Below are 18,103 nucleotides of genomic sequence, written 5' to 3' on the forward strand. Positions count from 1 at the left end.
GGTAGGGAAAACCCACCCCCGCACTCTCCGCCCAGGTCCACTGCGCCCCCGCACCCCGGCTGGTGCACTGGCGTCATGTCACTTCTCACCGGCACGGCGGTGCCGGCCGCGCGGCTGCTCTCCGTCTCCAAGACGTACCCCGGCTCTCCGGGCCCGGTGCTGCACGACGTGTCCGTGGAGTTCCCGGCCGGCAGCATGACCGCGGTCATGGGGCCCTCCGGCTCCGGCAAGACGACGCTGCTGCACTGTGCCGCGGGCCTCGACCGGCCCAGCTCCGGGCGGGTGCTGATCGGCGACACCGACCTGGCCGACTGCGACCAGCAGGCGCTGACCGACCTGCGCCGCGACCGGGTCGGCTTCGTCTTCCAGCAGTTCAACCTGCTGCCGATGCTCACCGCCCACGAGAACGTCGCCCTGCCGCTGCGCCTGGCCGGCCGGCGCCCCGACCGCGAGACCGTGCTCGGCGCCCTCGCCCGGGTCGGCCTGCGGGACCTCGCCGACCGCCGGCCCGCCCAGCTCTCCGGCGGCCAGCAGCAGCGGGTCGCCATCGCCCGGACCATGGCGACCCGCCCGGAGCTGGTCTTCGCCGACGAACCCACCGGCGCGCTCGACCGCAAGAGCGGCCGTCAGGTCGTCGCCCTGCTGCGCGACCTGGTCGACCGGGACGGCGGCGCGGTCGTCATGGTCACCCACGACCCGGTCGCCGCGGCGGCCGCCGACCAGGCGTACTACCTGGTCGACGGGCGGATCGTGGACGCGCTGCGCCACCCCACGGTCGAGCGGATCACCGCCTGGCTCAACCGCTGGGAGGACTGAGCACCGATGTGGCAGCTCTCCGTACGCTCGGTCCGCCACCACGCCCCGCTGTTCCTGGGCACCTTCGTCTCGCTGGTCCTCGGCGTCGCGCTGATCGCGATCTCCTCGGCCGCCCTCGGGGCCACCTTCCGGGTAGCCCAGCCCACCGGGGACCGCCCCTCGGTGACCCTGCCGGACGGCGAGGGCACCAGCCACACCGTCACCGGCGGGGCGATCGACCTCGGCGGCGTCCAGAGCGTGCTGGTGATGACCGGGGTGATCTGCCTCTTCGTCACCGTCTTCGTGATCTCCGGCACCTGCGCCCTCAGCATCGCGCTGCGCCGCCGCGAACTCGGCCTGCTCCGGCTGGTCGGGGCCGGCTCCCGCCAGGTGCGCCGGACGGTGACCGGCGAGTGCCTCGCGGTCGCCGTGCCCGCCGCCGCCGTCGGCTCCCTGCTCGCCGTCCCCGGCACCCCGCTCGCCCTGGCCGCCCTCAACCGCACCGGCCTGTCCCCGGTCGACCTGAAGGACGCCCCGCTCGCCGTCCCGCTGCTGATCGCCGTCCCGGCCGGCCTGCTGATGGCCGTCCTCGGCGCGTCCGCGGCCTCCCGGCGGGCCGCCCGGGTGCACGCCACCGAGGCGCTGCGGGAGGCCGAACTCGACTCCCGCGCGATGACCGGCGGCCGCTGGACGGCGGGCCTGCCGCTGCTCGCGGTCGGCGGCCTGATGGTCTGGTTCGCCCGCGGCGCGAACGTGGAGGGCGCCACCCCGCTGGCCCTGTTCGGCACGCTCTTCCTCACCTGCGCCGCCGCCCTGCTGGGCCCGCTCTACCTGGGGCCGCTGGTCCGCCTGCTCGGCGTGCCGCTGCGCCGCTCCGGCTCGGTGCCCGCACGGCTGGCCGTCGCCTCGCTCGCCACCGCCCGGCTGCGCACCGCCTCCCTGGTCGGCCCGGTGCTCGCCGTCGTCGCCGTGGTCGGCGTGTTCACCTCCGTGCTCGGCACCACCGGCGCCACCGTCAAGGCCGACGACCGCAGCCGTACGGTCGGCGAGCTGATCGTCGAGGCGCCCGGCGGCGGCGCGCTCGACCCCGCAGTCCTGGAGAGCCTGCGCCGCGACCCGCGGGTCGCCGCCGTCTCCGCGCCCGCCGAGACGGACATCGCGGTCGCCGACCGCACCTCGGTGCGCCAGGACCGGGGCGCCGCCGTCGACCTGCCCGCGCTCGCCCGCACCCACCGCCTGGACGTGGCCGAGGGCACCGTACGCGACCTCGCCCCCGGCGAGCTGGCCGTCTCCCGCGAGTACGCCGGCTGGTACGGCTACCACGTCGGCACCGAGCTCACCTACGGCCTGTACGGGCGGAAGCCGGCCACCGGCACCGTCGTCGCCGTCGTCGACGGCGGCTCCACCCTCGCCCAGGTGCTGCTGCCGAGCGGCACCCCCGGCCTGCCCGGCCCCGAACGGGCCACCGTGCTCCTCGCCGACGACGCGGCCGGCGACGTGACCGGCGACGCGGCCCGCCTGGTAGCACAGGACCTGGCCCACCGGCTGGGCACCGACCGGGCGAGCGTCAGCACCACCGCCCACTGGTACGACGCGACCGACGACGAGCAGGGCCGCCTCAACGACCTGGTCCTGCTGGTGCTGGCCGGCCCCGCCTCCGGCTACGCCCTGATCTCGGTGGCGAGCACCCTGGTGATGTCCTACAGCCGGCGCGGCCGCGAGATCGCCGGGATGCGGCTGATCGGCGTGGCCGCCCGCCAGGTGCGCCGCACCGCGCTGTGGGAGACGGCGATCACCACCGGGCTCGCCGCGGGCGTCGCCGCCGTCCTGGTCGCCCTGGGCCTCGGCGCCTACCGGGCGGCGCTGTCCGCCGAGTACCACGAAGTCACCGTCGACGTGCCGTGGTTCACCCTGGCCGCGCTCGTCCTGGCCTGCCTCGCGGTGGGCGGCGCGGTGGCGCTCGCGGCCACCGGCAGGCTGCTGCGCCGGGGCGAGATCTCGGCGATCACCGCGCGCGAGTAGGCGGGGGAGGAGCCGGCCGCGAACCGGCGTCGCGGCGGACGCGCTGCCGCTGCGCCCGGGCACCGCGTCGGCTGGAGCACCGATGACGACAACCCGCCTGACATCGACCGGAGTTGTGTGGACCGCCACCGCCACCGCCACCGCCACCGCCACCGCTACGGCCTCAGGAGGGCGCGCGCCGGGATCGGCCCGGACACCCGCAACCACCTGTTCACCGCATGACGCCCCGGCACCCGCCGGGAGCCCGAGAAAGGCAGCCGCCTTGAGCACCACACTCATCGTCACCAACGACTTCCCGCCCCGGCAGGGCGGCATAGAGACCTTCGTGCACGCGATGGCCACCCGGGTGCCCGGCGACGACGTGGTCGTCTACACCTCCTCCGAGCCCGGCGACACCGCCTTCGACGCCCGGCTGCCGTTCCGGGTGGTCCGCGACCCCGCCCGCACCCTGCTGCCGAGCCGCCGGGTCACCGAGCGGGCCGCGCGGCTGGTCCGCGAACACGGTTGCGACCGCGTCTGGTTCGGCGCGGCGGCCCCGCTCGCCGCGATGGCGCCCGCGCTGCGCCGGGCCGGCGCCGAACGCATCGTCGCCACCACCCACGGCCACGAGATCTGGTGGGCCCGGGTGCCCGGCGCGCGCCGGCTGCTGCGGCGGGTCGGCGACGGCGTCGACGTGGTCACCTACCTCGGCGAGTACACCCGGGCCAGGATCGCCCCGGCGCTGGGCCCGCACGCCCGGCTCAGCCGGCTGGTGCCCGGCGTCGACCCGGCGGCCTTCCGGCCCGGACCGGTCGCGGACGGCGGCCGGGCCGTCCGCGACCGGTACCGGCTGCACGGCCGCAAGGTGGTGCTGACCGTGGCCCGGCTGGTGCCCCGCAAGGGCCAGGACACGCTGATCCGGGCCCTGCCGCTGATCCTCGGCGCCGTGCCCGAGGCCGCTCTGCTGATCGTCGGCCAGGGCCCGGACGAGCGGCGGCTGCGCAGGCTCGCTGCCCGGCTGCCGCAGGACTCGGTGGTCTTCGCCGGCGGCCGCGGCCACGAGGAGACGCCCGCCTACTACGCGGCGGCCGACGTCTTCGCGATGCCCTGCCGCACCCGCCGGGCCGGGCTGGAGGCGGAGGGGCTGGGCATCGTCTACCTGGAGGCCGCGGCCAGCGGTCTGCCGGTCGTGGCGGGGAACTCCGGCGGCGCCCCCGACGCGGTGCTGGACGGCCGCACCGGCGCCGTCGTGGACGGCCGGGACGTGCGTGCCGTCGCCGAGGCCGTCATCCGGATGCTGACCACCCCGGAGGGCGCCGCGATGGGCCGCGAGGGCCGCCGCTGGGCCGCCGCCGAGTGGACCTGGGACGGCTCCGCCGACCGGCTGACCCGCCTGCTGACCCCCGGCCCGCACCACGCCGAAATCCGCTGAAATTCCCTGGATGGCAAAGATGTTGATGATCCGTCAGTCGGCCGCAACACCGCGGGACTTGCCTTGTCGACCCCCAGGTCGCCACGCCGACGGCGGCCGGAGGATAGCCTGCCCGCTATGAGCCAGAACGTGACCGCTGCCGCGCCCCCCGGAGACCTCGTCATCCTCGATGCCGCGGCGCTGGCCGGGCGGGCCGGCGGGGTCGGGGAGTTCGCGGCCGCGGCGCACCGGATCCTGGCGGAGCTGGTGTCGGCGGGCGCCGCGCTGGGGTGGCTGGAGCCGCCGTCGGCGGAGGAGGTCGCGGCGCTGGTCGAGCAGGTGCTGGCGCGGTCGCGGGCCGGGGACGGCGCCCTGCGGGTGGCGTACCTGGACGGGCGGCCGGCCGGGTTCGGCTACTGGCTGCGCCACCGGCGCCCGACCCACCGCCCGCACGCGGACCTGGAGAAGCTCGCCGTTTCCGCCGCCGCCCAGGGTCGCGGCATCGGACGGAAGCTCACCACGGCGCTGATCGCGGACGCGAGGGCCGCGGGCATCGAGGTGCTCACCCTGGACGCCCGCGGCGACAACGCCGACGCGCTGCACCTCTACTTCTCCCTCGGCTTCACCGAGTACGGGCGGCTGCCGGACTACGTCGCCGTCGGGGAGCGCCGCTACGACAAGGTGTTCGCCATGCTGGACCTGCGTCGAGCCTGACCCGGGCCCGTGCATGGCCCCCTGGCGCGTCACGCGGCGGTGTCCTCTGGCGTTCCGGCCCGGCGGCAGTAACATGAGTCTTCCTCATGTTCCTGTCGGGAGGCTGCTGCCATGCCGGACCGCTACGACCTGCCGGCGGGATTCCGCTGGGGTGCCGCCACCGCCGCCTACCAGATCGAGGGGGCCGTGGCCGAGGACGGGCGCGGCCCGTCCGTCTGGGACACCTTCACCGCGCGCCCCGGGGTCATCCGCGACGGCCACACCGGGGAGGTCGCCTGCGACCACTACCACCGGTACCCCGAGGACATCGCCCTGATGAAGGGCCTCGGACTGGACGGCTACCGCTTCTCCATCGCCTGGTCCCGGATCCAGCCCGCGGGCAGCGGACCCGTGAACCCCGCCGGACTCGCCTTCTACGACCGCCTGGTCGACGCGTTGTCGGAGGCGGGCATCACCCCGCTCCCCACCCTCTTCCACTGGGACCTCCCGCAGGCCCTGGAGGACGACGGCGGCTGGCTCAACCGCGACACCGCCTACCGCTTCGCCGAGTACGCCGCGATCGTCGCCGACCGCCTGGGCGACCGCATCCCCACCTGGATCACCCTCAACGAGCCCTTCGTCCATACCGTGTTCGGCTACGCGATGGGCGTCCACGCCCCCGGCCGCACCCTGATGTTCGAGGCGCTCCCGGCCGCCCACCACCAGCTCCTCGCCCACGGCCTGGCCGCGTCGGTCCTCCACGACCGCGGCCTGGAGGTGATGCTCTCCAACAACCTCACCCCCGTCGAGCCGGCCTCCTCCGACCCCGCCGACCTGGCCGCCGCCGCGGCCTACGACACCCTCCACAACCGGCTGTTCACCGACCCCGTCCTGCTCGGCCGCTACCCCGACCTCTCCGCCCTCGGCGTCCCCGACGACATCTACGGCGCCGTCCGCCCCGGCGACCCCGCCCTCATCCACACCCCCGGCCTCGACGGCCTCGGCGTCAACTACTACAACCCCACCCGCGTCGCCGCCCCCACCGACCCCGCCCTCCCCTTCGACCTCGTCGACATCCCCGACGTCCCCCACACCGCCTTCGGCTGGCCCGTCGTCCCGGATGCCCTCCGCCGACTCCTCCTCGGCCTGCGGGACACCTACGGCACCGCCCTCCCACCCGTCACCATCACCGAGAACGGCTGCTCCGTCGCCGAGTCCACCACCCCCGACCAGCCCCGCATCGACTACCTCGCCACCCACCTCGACGCCCTCGCCCAGGCCGTCGCCGCAGGCGTCGACGTCCGCGGCTACTACACCTGGTCCCTGCTCGACAACTTCGAATGGGCCGAGGGGCTCTTCACCCAGCGCTTCGGCCTCGTCCACGTCGACTTCAAGACCCAGCAGCGCACCCCGAGGGCCTCCTACGCCTGGTACCGCGACCTGATCGCCGCCCACCGGGCGCGGCACGAGGGGTAGTCGGTCATCCGCGTCGGAGCCGGTCCGTGTCAGGTTCGGTCCTCATCTGCCGGAGTGGCCGCCCGCTCCGCCGAGCTCGTCGGGGCCCAGGTGCTCGCCCGGTGTCCCCAGTTCCTCGACGGCGTGCGCACCGACCACCGCGCCGGTGGATCTCTTTCCGCGTCGGAGCCGGCCTTCCAGCCGGCCGGCGAAGGTCGTGAGCGTGAGGTTCAGGACGACGAAGACCACCGCGACGACGGTGAAGCTGGCGATGGTGTTCGCGCCGTAGTTCGCGCTCAGCGGGCGGACCGACGCCAGTAGTTCGGAGAAGCCGAGCAGTGCGCCGCCCAGCGCGGTGTCCTTGACGATGACGACCAGCTGACTGACGATCGCCGGCAGCATCGCCGTGACCGCCTGCGGCAGCAGCACGTAGCGCATGACCTGGTTCCTGCGCATGCCGAGCGCCATGGCCGCGTCGCCCTGGCCCTGGGGGAGGGCCAGGATTCCGGCCCGGACGATCTCCGCGAGCACCGAGGCGTTGTAGAGGACGAGACCGGTGACCACGGCGTACAGCGGTCGGCTGTCCGAGCTGACGTCGGTGTACTGGGCATACGCCGCGTTCGCGAAGAGCATCAGGATCAGCACCGGGATGGCGCGGAAGAACTCGACGACGGTGCCGGCCGTACCCCGTACCCACCGGTGGGCGGAGAGCCGGGCGATGCCGAACAGCGCTCCGAGCGGCAGGGCGAGGACCATGGCGAGCGAGGCGGCGATGAGGGTGTTCTCGAGCCCCGGCAGAAGGTAGGTCTCCCAGGCGCGGGAGTCCGTGAAGAAGGGCCTCCACTTGGCCCATTCGAGCTGGTTCTTGTCGGCGAGGCTCTGGACCACCCACCAGGCCGGAACGGCCAGGGCGACCAGGAACACCAGCGTCGACACCGCGTTGCGCCGTCTGGCACGCGGCCCCGGCGCGTCGTACAGGACGGTCGGTGGACTCATCGCCGGACCGACACCTTCTTGCTCAACCAGCCCAGGACCAGTCCGGTCGGGAGGGTGAGGCAGCTGAACCCGAAGGCGAAGACGGCGGAGATGAGAAGGAGTTGGGCTTCGTTCTCGATCATCTCCCGCATCAGCGCCGCGGCCTCGGCGACGCCGATGGCGGCGGCCACCGTGGTGTTCTTGGTCAGGGCGATCAGGACGTTCGCCAGTGGGCCCACCACGGAACGGAAGGCCTGCGGAAGGACGATGAGCCTCAGCGTCTGGGGAAAGGTCAGGCCGAGGGCGCGCGCCGCCTCGGTCTGACCGATCGGCACCGTGTTGATGCCCGAGCGCAGGGCCTCGCAGACGAACGCCGAGGTGTAGGTGATCAGACCGAGCACGGCGAGCCGGAAGTCGATCGTCTTGAAGCTCCCGGCGCCGAGCGTGACGCCGAGCGTCTGGAACAGGCCGAGCGAGGTGAAGACGATGATCACGGTGAGGGGGATGTTCCGGATCGTGTTGACGTAGGCGGTGCCGAAGCCACGCATCAGCGGCACCGGGCTCACCCGCATGGCCGCGAGCACGGTGCCCCAGACCAGGGCCCCGACGGCGGAGTAGAAGGTGAGCTGCACCGTCACCCAGAAGGCCCCCAGCAGGTCGTAACGGTTGAGAAAGTCGAACACGTTCTGTGACTCCCGGCCTTCTGGATGCGGGAAGGGCGCGGCGCGCCGCTTCGAGGGCGGCGCGCCGTGGGTACCGGCTTCAGCTGACGATCACGCCGATCTTCGGCGCGGGCTCGTTGTGGTAGCCGGCCGGACCGAAGTTCTTCTTGACGAACGCGTCCCAGGAGCCGTCCTGGACCATCTTCTCCAGGGCGGTGTTGATCTTCGCCTTGAGATCGCTGCCCTTCATGACGCCGATGCCGTAGTTCTCGTTGCTCAACTTGAAGCCGCCGAGCTTGAACTTGCCCTTGAACTCGGCCTGCGCGGCGTAGCCGGCGAGGATCGAGTCATCGGTGGTGAGGGCGTCGATGACCTTGTTCTCCAGACCGGTCAGGCACTCCGAGTAGCCGCCGTACTCCTGCAGCTGGGCGTTCGGCGCGATCCTCGTCTTCACGTTCTGCGCCGAGGTGGAGCCGGTGACCGAACAGAGCTTCTTGTTGTTCAAATCCTCCGGCTTCTTGATGGAGTCGTCGTCAGCCCGGATCAGTACGTCCTGGTGCGCCAGCAGGTAAGGGCCGGCGAAGTCGACCTTCTCCGAGCGCGCCGGGGTGATCGAGTACGAGGCCGCGACGAAGTCGACGTCGCCGCGCTGGAGCAGCGCCTCGCGGTCGGCGCTCTTGGCCTCCTTCCACACGATGTCGCCGGGTTGGTGGCCGAGCTGCTTGGCGACATAGGTGGCCACGTCGACGTCGAAGCCCGTGTACGTGCCGTCCGGGGTCTTCAGGCCGATGCCCGGTTGGTCGAACTTGATACCGACGGTGATCTTCTTGCCGCTCGTGCCACCGCTGGTGCTACCGCTCGTGCTACCGCTCGTGCCTCCGCCTCCGCCGCCGCTGGAGCCGCAGCCGGCGGCCGTCACGGACAGCACGAGCGCTGCGGCGGCCGCGACGGTCACCTTGCGAAGCTTCATGGTGCTCATCCCTCGTGGTCGGGCGGGTACCCCTCCACGATCCGTCCATCCGCGACGAACACCATGCGATCCGCAGCCGAACGGGCGAATCCCATCCGATGACGGGCGCCGAACGTCGTCGCCGATCGCACCGGCAGCGTGCCGGACGTCGAACCCTCAGGCCTTCCCGTACTCGTCGTGGCGGCGCAGCCAGTGGGTCTCCTCGCCGTCCTCGTGCCGGCCCATCGGCGTTCGGTGGACGGTGCCGTTCGCGAGAGCGTAGGCGCTCAGCCCGGGCCCCTCCGTGACGTAGCCGCGTACGTCCGTGCCGCCAACGCGGTGGGCCGGGGGCCCGGTGTCCCGGGCCCCCGGCGCCGGGGGTGTCACGCCGTGGTCCGCCGCCGGTCGATGACCGTCCGCAGCTTGCCGCTGGTGGGTGTCCGTTCGAAGGCGGTGGTGGCGGCCGTCTCGACCGTGCAGGTGAGCAGCCCTTCGGCCGTGGCGGAGCCCAGTTCGGGGATGGCGGCCAGGAAGGCGGCGTGGGCGGCCGTCGGGTCCGGGGCGTACCGTTCGTCGAGCCGGACGGCGATCCGCTCCCGGCCGTCACCGCTGTCCAGGACCAGCTGCAGCTCGCCGCGGTAGCCGAGCCGCTCCTCCGCCACCGCGATGAAGCGCCGGACGTTGAGGAAGTACGTGCCGATCCGGACGACGTCCCCGTACCGGCCGAGGAGTTCGATCCGCGGGGTGTGGCTGCCGCAGGGGCAGACGCCGTCGACCGCGCGGCCGAGGTCGCCGATCTGGTAGCGCTCCAGGCGCTGCCCGGCCCGGGTGCGGCTGGTGAAGACCAGGCGGCCCGGCTCCCCGGCGGCGACCGGGCGGTCGGCCTCCGGGTCCAGGATCTCCAGGGTGTGCAGGCCGGTCAGGACGTGGTGGACCGAGCCCTCGGTGTGGGTGCACTGGTAGCCGAGCGGGCCCAGGTCGGTGCTGCCGTACGCCGCCGAGCGGATCAGCTGGACGCCGAACTCCTCGGTGAGCACCCGGCGTTGTTCCGCCGTGAAGTGCTCGCCGCCGTAGAACACCTTGCGGATCCCGCCGTACGCGCGGAGCACGGCGCTCTCGGCGTGGAACAGCTGCCAGAGGTAGGAGGGCATGCCGAACACGGTGTCCGCGCCGTGCGTGACCAGCGCCTCGGCGGTGGCGGCGTGGTCGGGGCCGGCGGCGAGGGGGAGCTGGGTGGCGTTGAGGCGCTCCAGGATCGAGAAGAAGCTGATGAAGCTCCCGTACATGCCGCCGCAGTAGAAGAGGTTGGCGGCGCGGTCCCGGGCCGGGTCGAAGCCGGCGGCGAGCAGGCCGTCGGCGGCGGCCCGCATCTGGGTGTCGTAGTCGGCGTTGGTGAACACCGACAGGGCCGGGGCCCCGGTGGAGCCGCCGCTGCGGAAGTACAGGTGGGCGTGGTCCGGGGCGAGGGTGCGCAACCGCTCCTGCACGCCGGCCTTGTCCAGCAGCGGGCCGCCGGGCGCGGCCGGGATGGCGGCGGGGGCCGCCAGGTCGTCCAGGCAGGCGGTGGTGGCGAAGGCCTCGTCCGCCCGGACGCTGACCCGGCGGCTGTAGCGCTGGAGCGCGTAGACGCCGTCGTGGGGCTCGCCGTGGTAGCCGTCGAGCATGCCGCCGACCGGGGTGACCCGCAGCACGCCGGCGGCGAGGACCGCCCGCGACAGCCGGGCGACGTCGGCGCGGCCGCCGCCGATCGCGGCGGTCTGCAGGTAGCGGCGCATCGGGCGCAGTACGGCCAGGACGGAGGCCCGGGGCAGCGGCTTGACCCAGACGCTGCGGTTGAGCGGCGAGGCCGCCAGGGCGGGGCGGGTGTCGGCGAGGACGCGCCAGGACCCGTCCTCGGCGGCGATCACCCGGGTGAGGCCGAGGTGTTCCTCCAGCCGGGCGATGAGCTCGGTGGTGGTGATCTCGGCGTGCTCGGCCGGTTCGAGCTCGGGCCGGGGCACCTCGGCGGAGGCGTCGGCGAGGTGGGCCGCGAAGCGCTCGGCGAAGGAGAAGACCTCGTCGTCGTCCTCGGTGTCCAGGTAGACCACCTGGGGGCTGGAGCAGGCCTGCTGCTCGAAGCGGCAGACGTCGGCGGCGAGCGCGTCCAGCGTCGCCCCGTCCGACCAGGCGTCGCGGGTCAGGTACGCGAAGGAGATCCGGTGTCCCCACTCGACGAGCCGGCAGCCGGCCGGGACCAGCCCGGCGACCGAGCGGACGGCCTCCTCGCCGCCCCAGACCGCCACCGTGTCGGCGGGCTCGCACAGCAGCCGGAGCCACTCGGTGCGGGCGGAGGAGAAGCGCAGCACGACGATCCGGCGGGCCAGGGCACCGGTCGGGTCGGCGGCGGCCAGCTCGGCGAGCAGGTGCTGGGCGAGCGGGGTGTCGCCGCTGCTGGTCTTCAGGACGTTGAGGTTCCCGGTGAGCAGGCCCTCGACGACGGTCAGCGGCGCGACGGCGGCGGCGTTGCCGGGGGCGATGTGGACCAGCAGCCCGACCGGCGCCCAGGCCTCGAAGGTGGTCTCGCGGGCGTCGGGCCGGGTGAGACGTTCGGGGCGCAGCCCGCCGAGTTCGCGCCGGAGCTTGCGTTCCAGGGCCGGGCGGGCGATCGCGTCGGCGATCTCGGCGAGGGTCGCCGACGCCTCCGCCGGGGCGGTGCCGCCGTCGGTCAGCACGGCGAGCAGCCGGGTGCGGACGGGGCCGGCCGGTGTGCCGAGGGCGTCGGCGAGGCGGTGGCAGGCGTCCAGCACCAGCTCGGTGGAGAGGGGTTCGGCGAGGACGCGGGCGGCGAGCTCCGGGAGTTCGGCGAGCCGGCGGGCGGCCTCCTCGTCGTCGATGAACGAGCCCTGCCAGAAGTGCGGTCCGGCCGTGGCGGGTTCGGCCGTGGCGAGTCCGGCCGTGGTGAGTTCGGCCGTCGCGGGTTCAGGCTTCATGACAGTCCCTTCAGGAGTTCGGCGGCGGCCGCCGCGCAGTTGCGGTTGCGGCTGACCCCGGCGCGGCCGTGGACGGTGAACCACGGCGTGGGCAGCGGGCAGGGGCACTCCTGCGCCGGGTGCAGCGAGGCGAGGTCGCCCATGACGACGCTCTGCGCCGGCACCGAGGTGATGTACGGGGAGACCAGGTGGAGGAAGCCGCGTTCGCCGTACGGCAGCGGCTCAAGGGTGCGGGTGTCGCGCACGGCCGCCCGGGACCAGACCGGGACGTGCAGGCGGTGGTGCCCGCACTCGATGTACGGCACGCAGTGCTCGACCGAGCCGAAGGTGTCGCGGATCCGCTCCGAGGGGACGCCCAACAGCTCCGTGACCTCGGCGTAGAACCGCTCCTTGCCGATTTGCCGGTCGGTGTGTCCCTTCCAGCCGCCGCCGAGCAGCACCAGGGAGCCGGCCGGCAGCTGGAGCGGCGGCAGGCCGAGGGCCCGCATCCGCTCCAGGGTGAAGTGCAGGAACGCGGGGAAGCCGAGGATCCGTACCGGCAGCCCGTCCTCGGCGTACCTCCGCAGCGCCGCGATGCAGCCGTGGACGTCGAACTCGTGGCCGCTGCCGGTGTGGCGCAGCGCGTGCGTGGTGTGGTTCGCCGGGGCGAAGTCGCAGAGGTAGTTGTCGGTGAACGAGGTGCCGAGCTTCAGCTGCGGGGCGGGCTCGTAGCTGTACAGCAGGTAGTTGACGGGCTGGTCGGGCGTGATCCAGCCGTAGTGGTCGAAGATGCGGGCCACCATGCGCTGCGCGGAGCGGATCGTCCAGGTGTCGAAGAACATCTGCGACTTCTGGCCGGTGGTGCCGGAGGAGGTGAGGTGGAGGAACACCTCCTCCCGGGGGATGGAGAGCACCTCGTGCCGCTTGAAGAAGTTCGCGTGCACCAGGGGCGTGCGGACCTCCTCGCCGACGCTGGGCGCCGGGGTCTCGGCCGGGCCGTCCAGCAGCGAGCGGAGGAACGGGGAGCGCCGCGCGTGCCACGCGTTGGTCTCGGCCATCGCGGCGGCGAACAGGGCGTCGGCCTCGGGCCCGGACGCGTACGGGGAGGTCAGGTCGCACAGCTGCTGGACGTGCGGGAGCGCGGTGGGGTCGGGGACCTCGACCGGCGCGAGATGGGGGTTCAGAGGGTGGGGGTTCACGGGATGGGCGTTCACGGGGTGGGCGTTCACGGGACGGACGGTCACGGGGCAACCTCGGGAAGGGGTAGGTAGGTCGAGGTCCAGGCGGTCAGGTAGGCCGCCAGGTACGGCTGGAGCGGCACGCTGACGGCCGTGGTCCGGAAGTCGATCTGACGGCTGGTCCGGGACAGCACCACGTAGTCGTGGAACCGGTCGCCGATCCGGCGCATCGCCGGGTAGACGGCACTGGGGATGAACCCGGCGGCCAGGAAGGCGCTGAGCCCGGCGGTGTCGGCCAGCGGCAGCAGCGTCTCGACGTAGTCGGCGCCGGCCCGGGTGACGGCCGCCATCAGCGGCTCCAGCGCGCCGGTGACGGCCGCCGGGGACGGGTGCACGGCGACCAGCGAGCAGCTCGCCGCGACCGGGTCCAGGTCGGCGTACGCCTCGAACGAGCCGTCCGGCGGGGTGAGGACGGCGTTCGGGACGTGCAGCGGGAAGAACCGTTCCGCCGGGTCGGGGAAGAGCTGCAGGAACCGGCGGCGGACGAAGCCGGGCGCGGCGATCAGCTCCATCGGCGCGGTTGCCGGTGCGCTTACGGGCGTGTTCACCGGTGCGGTCACGGGCGCGGTGAGCGGAGCGGGCCCGTCCGCCGGGAGCGGGTGCCCGTACGGGATGCCGGTGCTCCGCCGGGCCGCCGCCAGCAGCGGCAGCAGGGCGTCCGGCACCCGGCCGACGTCCTCCCGCCGGGCCAGGACGCCGTCGGCGTGCCGGGCGAACAGCGCGAGGCTCTCGCACCCGGCCACCTCGACCGCGTTCGGCAGCAGGCCGAGGGCCTGGAAGCCGTTGCGGGCGAAGACCTGCTGCGGGCCGGGGGTGACCACCCGGACGGTCGCGTAGACCGAGTCCAGGGCGCCGGTCGCGAAGGCGTCCCCGCAGACTTCGGCGGTCAGCCGTCCGGCCAGCCCGCCGCCCCGCTGGTCCGGGTGGACCGCCAGGCCCACCAGCTTGCCGATCCGGCTGCCGGGGTCGGTCTGCACGGCCACCGAGCCGGCCAGGTGGCCGGCGCCCTCGTGACGCGCGGTCAGCCAGTGGGTGTGCGGGTCGGCGATCAGGCGGCGCATCTCCTCGGGGTCGCTGCCGAGCGCGACCGGGTAGCCGTGGCCGTAGACGTCGAAGTAGAGCTGGCGCAGCTGCGCGACGTCCTGCGGGGCGGCGGGGGCGATCGTCAGGGTCGCCGCGGTCGTCATCGCACGTCCCCGATCGGCTGGGCGGCCGGGGCCGGGGCCTCCTGCGGGGCCGCCACCGGTTCCGGCTCGCGCCGGCCGGTCCACCACAGCGCGGCGGCGACCGGCAGGACGCCGAGGGCCTGGACCAGGCAGAGCGTCCGTGCCGGGAGGTGGTCGCCGAGCAGGCCGAAGACCAGTGAGGACACCGGGAAGGTCGCCCCCAGCAGGGCCTGCATCACCGCGAAGAAGCCGGGCCGGTCCGCGGCCGGAACCAGCCGCTGGAACAGCGCCACGAACCGTACGCCGATCACGCCCACGCACCAGCCGGCGACGGCCATCGCCCCGAGCGCCGCGGCGTGGCCGGCGGCCAGGCCGGGCAGGCCGAGCGCGGCGGCCATCAGGACCAGGCAGCCGGCCCCGACCGCGGTGGGAGCGCCCGGGAGGCGGCCGCCGGTGAACGAGCCCACCAGCGTGCCGGCACCGAGGGCGGCCTCCAGGGCGGCGACGGTCGAGCCGTCGGCGTGCAGCACCGTGCGGGTGTACAGCGGCATCACCACGAACACCGCCGTGGTGAACACGTTGGCCGCGGCGAAGCAGAGCAACACCTGCCGGATGAAGGGTAGTTCGGACAGGATGCGGCGCAGCGGGCGGCTCGGCCCGGGTCCGTCGCCGGCCGGGGCCGGCACGTCCGCCGCCGGTGCCGTCGGCCCCGGGAACCGGGTCGCGCCGATCAGCGAAGCCGCCAGCAGATAGGCGCCGGCGCACCCGGCGACGACGCCGGCCGGGCCCGCGGTGTCGACCACCAGCGGGCCCAGCAGCCCGCCGGCGAGCCCGGCCAGTGACTGGGTGGAGAGCTCGAACCCGGTCGCGGTCTCGATGTCGGCGTCCTCGACCAGCTCGGGGACGGACGTGGTCAGGCAGGGGTCGAAGACCGCCTGGCAGCCCGCCAGCAGCAGCGCGGCACCGTACGCGACGGCCATCGGCGGCGTCCCGGCGTACGTCCAGCCGGCCGTGCCGAGGGCGACCAGACCGGCCAGGGCGGCCGAGGCGCCCAGCACCGTCCGGTGCGGGCGGCGGGCGATGAGCGAGGCCACCAGCGGCGCCAGCGCGACCGCGGGCAGGGTGCTGACGGCGAGGAAGGCGCCGGAGGCGAGGCCGCGGTCCGCACCGGCGGCGTAGCCCACCAGCCACCAGACCGTGCCGACCTGGAACATCCGCCCGGCGGCCTGGGTGAGCACCTGGGCGGCCCACACGGCGCCGAACCGCCGGTTGCGCAGGACGAGCGGCAGACGGCGCGCGGCCGGTTCGTCGGCCGGCCCGGTGACCGGTCGCGTGGCCGTTCCGGTGGCCGTCATGAGTGCGGCCGTTCGTCGAGGACGCGGATCAGCTTGCCGGTCCGCGCGTTGACGGCGAGCTCGTGGTGGCGGACCCAGGTGACGGACAGCGGGTGGACGTACCCGGCGGCGACCGCCTCCGGGTACAGCGGCCGCGCCGCGTGGATCCCGGCCTCGACGGCGGCGGCCAGTTCGGGGAGTCCGGCGGGGTTCCCGTCGCAGGCCAGGCGCAGGACCAGTCCGTCCCGGCCGTCCCAGCGGCGCACCACCAGCTGCGCGCCGGTCACCCGGCCGGCCGGGTCGGCGGCCCGGACGAGGTCGAGCACGTCCTCGGTGTAGAGCGACACCGGCCCCACCCGGACGCCCTCCTGGGCCCGGCCGAGGATGCGGAACCACCCGGCGGCGAGGTCGGTCCACTCCGCGCGGTCCCCGACGGGGTAGCGGAGTACGGGCATCAGCCGTCGCCGCAGGTCGGTCACCACGACCCGGCCCGGCACGCCCTCGGCGGTGATCGGCTCGCCGGTGTGGTCGTCGAGGATCTCCAGCACCGTCTCCGGGGCGAACACCCGGTGCACCCGGGTGTCGGGCCCGGGTACCGGCCGGCCGAGCAGTCCGGCGTCGACGGCGGCGTAACCGATCGAGGAGACACGGGCGTTGGGGAAGACCTTGGCGAGCAGGGGCTGCTGGTCCTGGTAGAGGCCCTCACCGCCGAACAGCAGCAGCTCCACGTGCGGGAGTTCGCGTCCGGCGGCGAGCAGGTGATCGGCGAGCGCGCACAGCGTGGTGGGGGTGCCGGCCACCACCTCGGCCTCGAACTGCTCCAGGGTCCGCACGGTCGACTCCAGCGGCGCCGCACCGCCGATCGGCAGCCTGACGTTGGCGACGGGCGAGCGGTGCAGCGAGTCGAGGACGAAGGTGTAGCTGGCGTACAGGTCGCCCGCGTAGAAGAGGTCGGCGACCCGGTGTCCCGGGCGCAGTCCGGCGTCGACGAGCCCGGAGCCGAACGAGGTGGTGAACTCCCGCCACTCCTCCCGGCTGTAGAACGAGAACTTCGGCGAGCCGGTGGTGCCGCCGCTCTTGAAGACCACCGCCTCCTCCAGCGGCCCGGTCAGCAGCCGGTTGTCGCGAGGCGTGTTCGCCTGCCAGAACTCGGCCTGCGGGACGACCGGGAGATCGGTCAGCTTCGCCGTCCGGTCGGGTAGACCGGCGTACAGCTCCGCATAGAAGGGTGAATTGCGGCGCGCGAAGCGTATGAGTTCGGATATCGGGTGAGCGGGCATCGATTCCTGCTTTGAGGCATGCGAGGGTGAGGCGGAGGTCGTGTGGTGCGACGACCTCGCCCGAATGGTCGAGGGTGATCGGTGATCCGGCGGTCTGCGGAATTCGCATTCCGCCGCGCCCCTTTCGGGACGCCGGATCGGTGGAGACCGTGCTGCGGCAGGGAAGGCCCCGAATGGCCGCTGATCACGGGTCAACTTGTGCGAAGTGAAGAGTGCGTGGCCCCCTGCTCGCACGAAACACAGGCTAGCACCCCGATGCACCTTCGTATCGCAGCCAGAAGCTCGCGAGGGATCGACAGAGTGGCGGCCTGAGGCCCCATCAAGCGGCTTTCCACGGGTGGCGTCGATGAAAGGGTGAGGTACATCTCACGATGGCCGGATCGGCGGCTGCGCCGCGCTGATCGGCGGGATTCGGCCACGCCTTTTTGTTGAATGTAAGACATTTCAGGTGCGCCCGCCTGATTGCGGAACAGATGCCCGGAATCGCCACCCGCCGTTCGGGGGGTGCGGCCCCCATCGAACGGCGGAGGGGCGGCGGAGAAGCGGCGGGCGACCGCGGGGATGTGACGCAGGTCACGGCATCCGCAGAACCCGGGCGCGGCACCCCGCGTCTGGCTGGTGTGAGATCACGCAGGAGAACAGTGGACCAGCTGGACGAGGAAGGCCTCGTCAAGCGGGTGGCCAAGGGCGACCGCGGGGCGTTCGACGAGCTGTACCGGCGGACGTCGCCGTGGCTGGCGGTGCGGTTGCGCCGCCGGTGCGCGGACGAGCAGATCGTCGCCGAGGTCATGCAGGAGACCTATCTGGCGGTGTGGCGCGCGGCCGGCGCGTTCGCCGGGAGCGCGGTCGGCGGGACGGCCGTCGGCTGGTTGTGGACGATCGCGGCGCGCCGGCTGGTCGACGCGTTCCGGCGCCGCGCCCACCACGCCGAGCCGCCCGTCGCCGCGGCCGAGCGGGCGGTGGTGCCCGCGGCCGAGGACGAGGCGCTCGCCGGGACCGTCGGCGGCGACGTCGGGGACGCTCTGCGCCGGCTGGCGCCGGAGCTCCGAGAGGTACTGCAGGCCACGGTGCTGGACGGGCTCTCCGTCCGGGAGACCGCCGTCCTGCTCAGACTGCCCGAGGGCACGGTCAAGACCCGCGCCCGCCGGGCCCGGATCGCGATGCGGGAGGCGCTGGCATGAGGGGCGGTACGAACG

15 protein-coding genes and 1 pseudogene are annotated in these 18,103 nt (G+C 73.8%); 6 read left to right on the forward strand and 10 right to left on the reverse strand.

The features are described from left to right. The first annotated feature begins 75 nt into the window (after positions 1-75). The 5 genes from IE332_RS19080 (at position 76) to IE332_RS19100 (ending at position 6,376) form a co-directional block, all read left to right on the forward strand. Positions 76-816 (forward strand): ABC transporter ATP-binding protein, encoded by a 741-nt coding sequence (locus IE332_RS19080; protein ID WP_189917798.1) that lies wholly within the window; start codon positions 76-78, stop codon positions 814-816. Positions 817-822: 6 nt separating this feature from the next. After that, complete coding sequence (locus IE332_RS19085; RefSeq protein WP_189917801.1) at positions 823-2,817, forward strand: FtsX-like permease family protein; 1,995 nt, start codon at positions 823-825, stop codon at positions 2,815-2,817. Between the two features lie 262 nt (positions 2,818-3,079). Beyond that, positions 3,080-4,228: a glycosyltransferase family 4 protein gene (locus tag IE332_RS19090; protein ID WP_189917803.1), complete on the forward strand. Its 1,149-nt coding sequence runs from the start codon at positions 3,080-3,082 to the stop codon at positions 4,226-4,228. A 117-nt stretch (positions 4,229-4,345) separates the two neighbouring features. Further along, positions 4,346-4,921: a GNAT family N-acetyltransferase gene (locus IE332_RS19095; protein WP_189917805.1), complete on the forward strand. Its 576-nt coding sequence runs from the start codon at positions 4,346-4,348 to the stop codon at positions 4,919-4,921. A 111-nt stretch (positions 4,922-5,032) separates the two neighbouring features. After that, on the forward strand, positions 5,033-6,376 hold the full coding sequence (locus IE332_RS19100; RefSeq protein WP_189917807.1) for a GH1 family beta-glucosidase: 1,344 nt from the start codon (positions 5,033-5,035) through the stop codon (positions 6,374-6,376). Positions 6,377-6,418: 42 nt separating this feature from the next. Here the strand turns inward: IE332_RS19100 and IE332_RS19105 are convergent, their stop codons facing one another. The 10 genes and pseudogenes from IE332_RS19105 to IE332_RS19145 form a co-directional block, all read right to left on the reverse strand. After that, positions 6,419-7,351 (reverse strand): amino acid ABC transporter permease, encoded by a 933-nt coding sequence (locus IE332_RS19105; RefSeq protein WP_189917809.1) that lies wholly within the window; start codon positions 7,349-7,351, stop codon positions 6,419-6,421. Further along, the gene (locus IE332_RS19110) at positions 7,348-8,013 is read right to left on the reverse strand and encodes an amino acid ABC transporter permease (protein WP_189917811.1); all 666 of its coding nucleotides are present in this window, start codon (positions 8,011-8,013) and stop codon (positions 7,348-7,350) included. The genes IE332_RS19105 and IE332_RS19110 overlap by 4 nt, the downstream gene beginning before the upstream one ends. Before the next feature lie 79 nt (positions 8,014-8,092). Next, positions 8,093-8,962: a glutamate ABC transporter substrate-binding protein gene (locus tag IE332_RS19115; protein ID WP_189917813.1), complete on the reverse strand. Its 870-nt coding sequence runs from the start codon at positions 8,960-8,962 to the stop codon at positions 8,093-8,095. Positions 8,963-8,979: 17 nt separating this feature from the next. Further along, positions 8,980-9,063, reverse strand: a pseudogene (locus IE332_RS42395) (amino acid ABC transporter ATP-binding protein); the annotation flags it as partial. 55 nt (positions 9,064-9,118) lie between these two features. Beyond that, positions 9,119-9,328, reverse strand: coding sequence for a hypothetical protein (locus IE332_RS19120; protein WP_189917815.1), 210 nt, complete (start codon positions 9,326-9,328; stop codon positions 9,119-9,121). Further along, positions 9,325-11,910, reverse strand: coding sequence for an acyl-CoA reductase (locus IE332_RS19125; protein ID WP_189917817.1), 2,586 nt, complete (start codon positions 11,908-11,910; stop codon positions 9,325-9,327). Before IE332_RS19125 ends, IE332_RS19120 begins: the two co-directional genes overlap by 4 nt. Further along, positions 11,907-13,073 (reverse strand): LuxE/PaaK family acyltransferase, encoded by a 1,167-nt coding sequence (locus IE332_RS19130; protein ID WP_189917943.1) that lies wholly within the window; start codon positions 13,071-13,073, stop codon positions 11,907-11,909. Before IE332_RS19130 ends, IE332_RS19125 begins: the two co-directional genes overlap by 4 nt. Before the next feature lie 56 nt (positions 13,074-13,129). Continuing rightward, the gene (locus tag IE332_RS19135; protein ID WP_189917819.1) at positions 13,130-14,314 is read right to left on the reverse strand and encodes a GNAT family N-acetyltransferase; all 1,185 of its coding nucleotides are present in this window, start codon (positions 14,312-14,314) and stop codon (positions 13,130-13,132) included. Further along, on the reverse strand, positions 14,311-15,648 hold the full coding sequence (locus tag IE332_RS19140) for an MFS transporter (protein WP_189917821.1): 1,338 nt from the start codon (positions 15,646-15,648) through the stop codon (positions 14,311-14,313). Before IE332_RS19140 ends, IE332_RS19135 begins: the two co-directional genes overlap by 4 nt. Next, complete coding sequence (locus IE332_RS19145) at positions 15,645-16,907, reverse strand: phenylacetate--CoA ligase family protein (RefSeq protein ID WP_189917823.1); 1,263 nt, start codon at positions 16,905-16,907, stop codon at positions 15,645-15,647. Before IE332_RS19145 ends, IE332_RS19140 begins: the two co-directional genes overlap by 4 nt. A gap of 650 nt (positions 16,908-17,557) precedes the next feature. On the opposite strand from IE332_RS19145, the gene IE332_RS19150 reads away from it, so the two are divergent. Then, positions 17,558-18,088 (forward strand): RNA polymerase sigma factor, encoded by a 531-nt coding sequence (locus IE332_RS19150; protein WP_373313763.1) that lies wholly within the window; start codon positions 17,558-17,560, stop codon positions 18,086-18,088. Positions 18,089-18,103: the final 15 nt, after the last annotated feature.

The sequence above is a fragment of the Kitasatospora xanthocidica genome, assembly GCF_014656195.1.
GTDB lineage: Bacteria > Actinomycetota > Actinomycetes > Streptomycetales > Streptomycetaceae > Kitasatospora > Kitasatospora xanthocidica.

Excerpts from the sequence above, each read along its gene's own strand:
- IE332_RS19080 (WP_189917798.1), top strand. The coding sequence starts at position 76 with ATGTCACTTCTCACCGGCACGGCGGTGCCGGCCGCGCGGCTGCTCTCC.
- IE332_RS19085 (WP_189917801.1), top strand. The coding sequence starts at position 823 with ATGTGGCAGCTCTCCGTACGCTCGGTCCGCCACCACGCCCCGCTGTTC.
- IE332_RS19095 (WP_189917805.1), top strand. The coding sequence starts at position 4,346 with ATGAGCCAGAACGTGACCGCTGCCGCGCCCCCCGGAGACCTCGTCATC.
- IE332_RS19100 (WP_189917807.1), top strand. The coding sequence starts at position 5,033 with ATGCCGGACCGCTACGACCTGCCGGCGGGATTCCGCTGGGGTGCCGCC.
- IE332_RS19105 (WP_189917809.1), bottom strand. The coding sequence starts at position 7,351 with ATGAGTCCACCGACCGTCCTGTACGACGCGCCGGGGCCGCGTGCCAGA.
- IE332_RS19115 (WP_189917813.1), bottom strand. The coding sequence starts at position 8,962 with ATGAAGCTTCGCAAGGTGACCGTCGCGGCCGCCGCAGCGCTCGTGCTG.
- IE332_RS19125 (WP_189917817.1), bottom strand. The coding sequence starts at position 11,910 with ATGAAGCCTGAACCCGCGACGGCCGAACTCACCACGGCCGGACTCGCC.
- IE332_RS19135 (WP_189917819.1), bottom strand. The coding sequence starts at position 14,314 with ATGACGACCGCGGCGACCCTGACGATCGCCCCCGCCGCCCCGCAGGAC.
- IE332_RS19140 (WP_189917821.1), bottom strand. The coding sequence starts at position 15,648 with ATGACGGCCACCGGAACGGCCACGCGACCGGTCACCGGGCCGGCCGAC.
- IE332_RS19145 (WP_189917823.1), bottom strand. The coding sequence starts at position 16,907 with ATGCCCGCTCACCCGATATCCGAACTCATACGCTTCGCGCGCCGCAAT.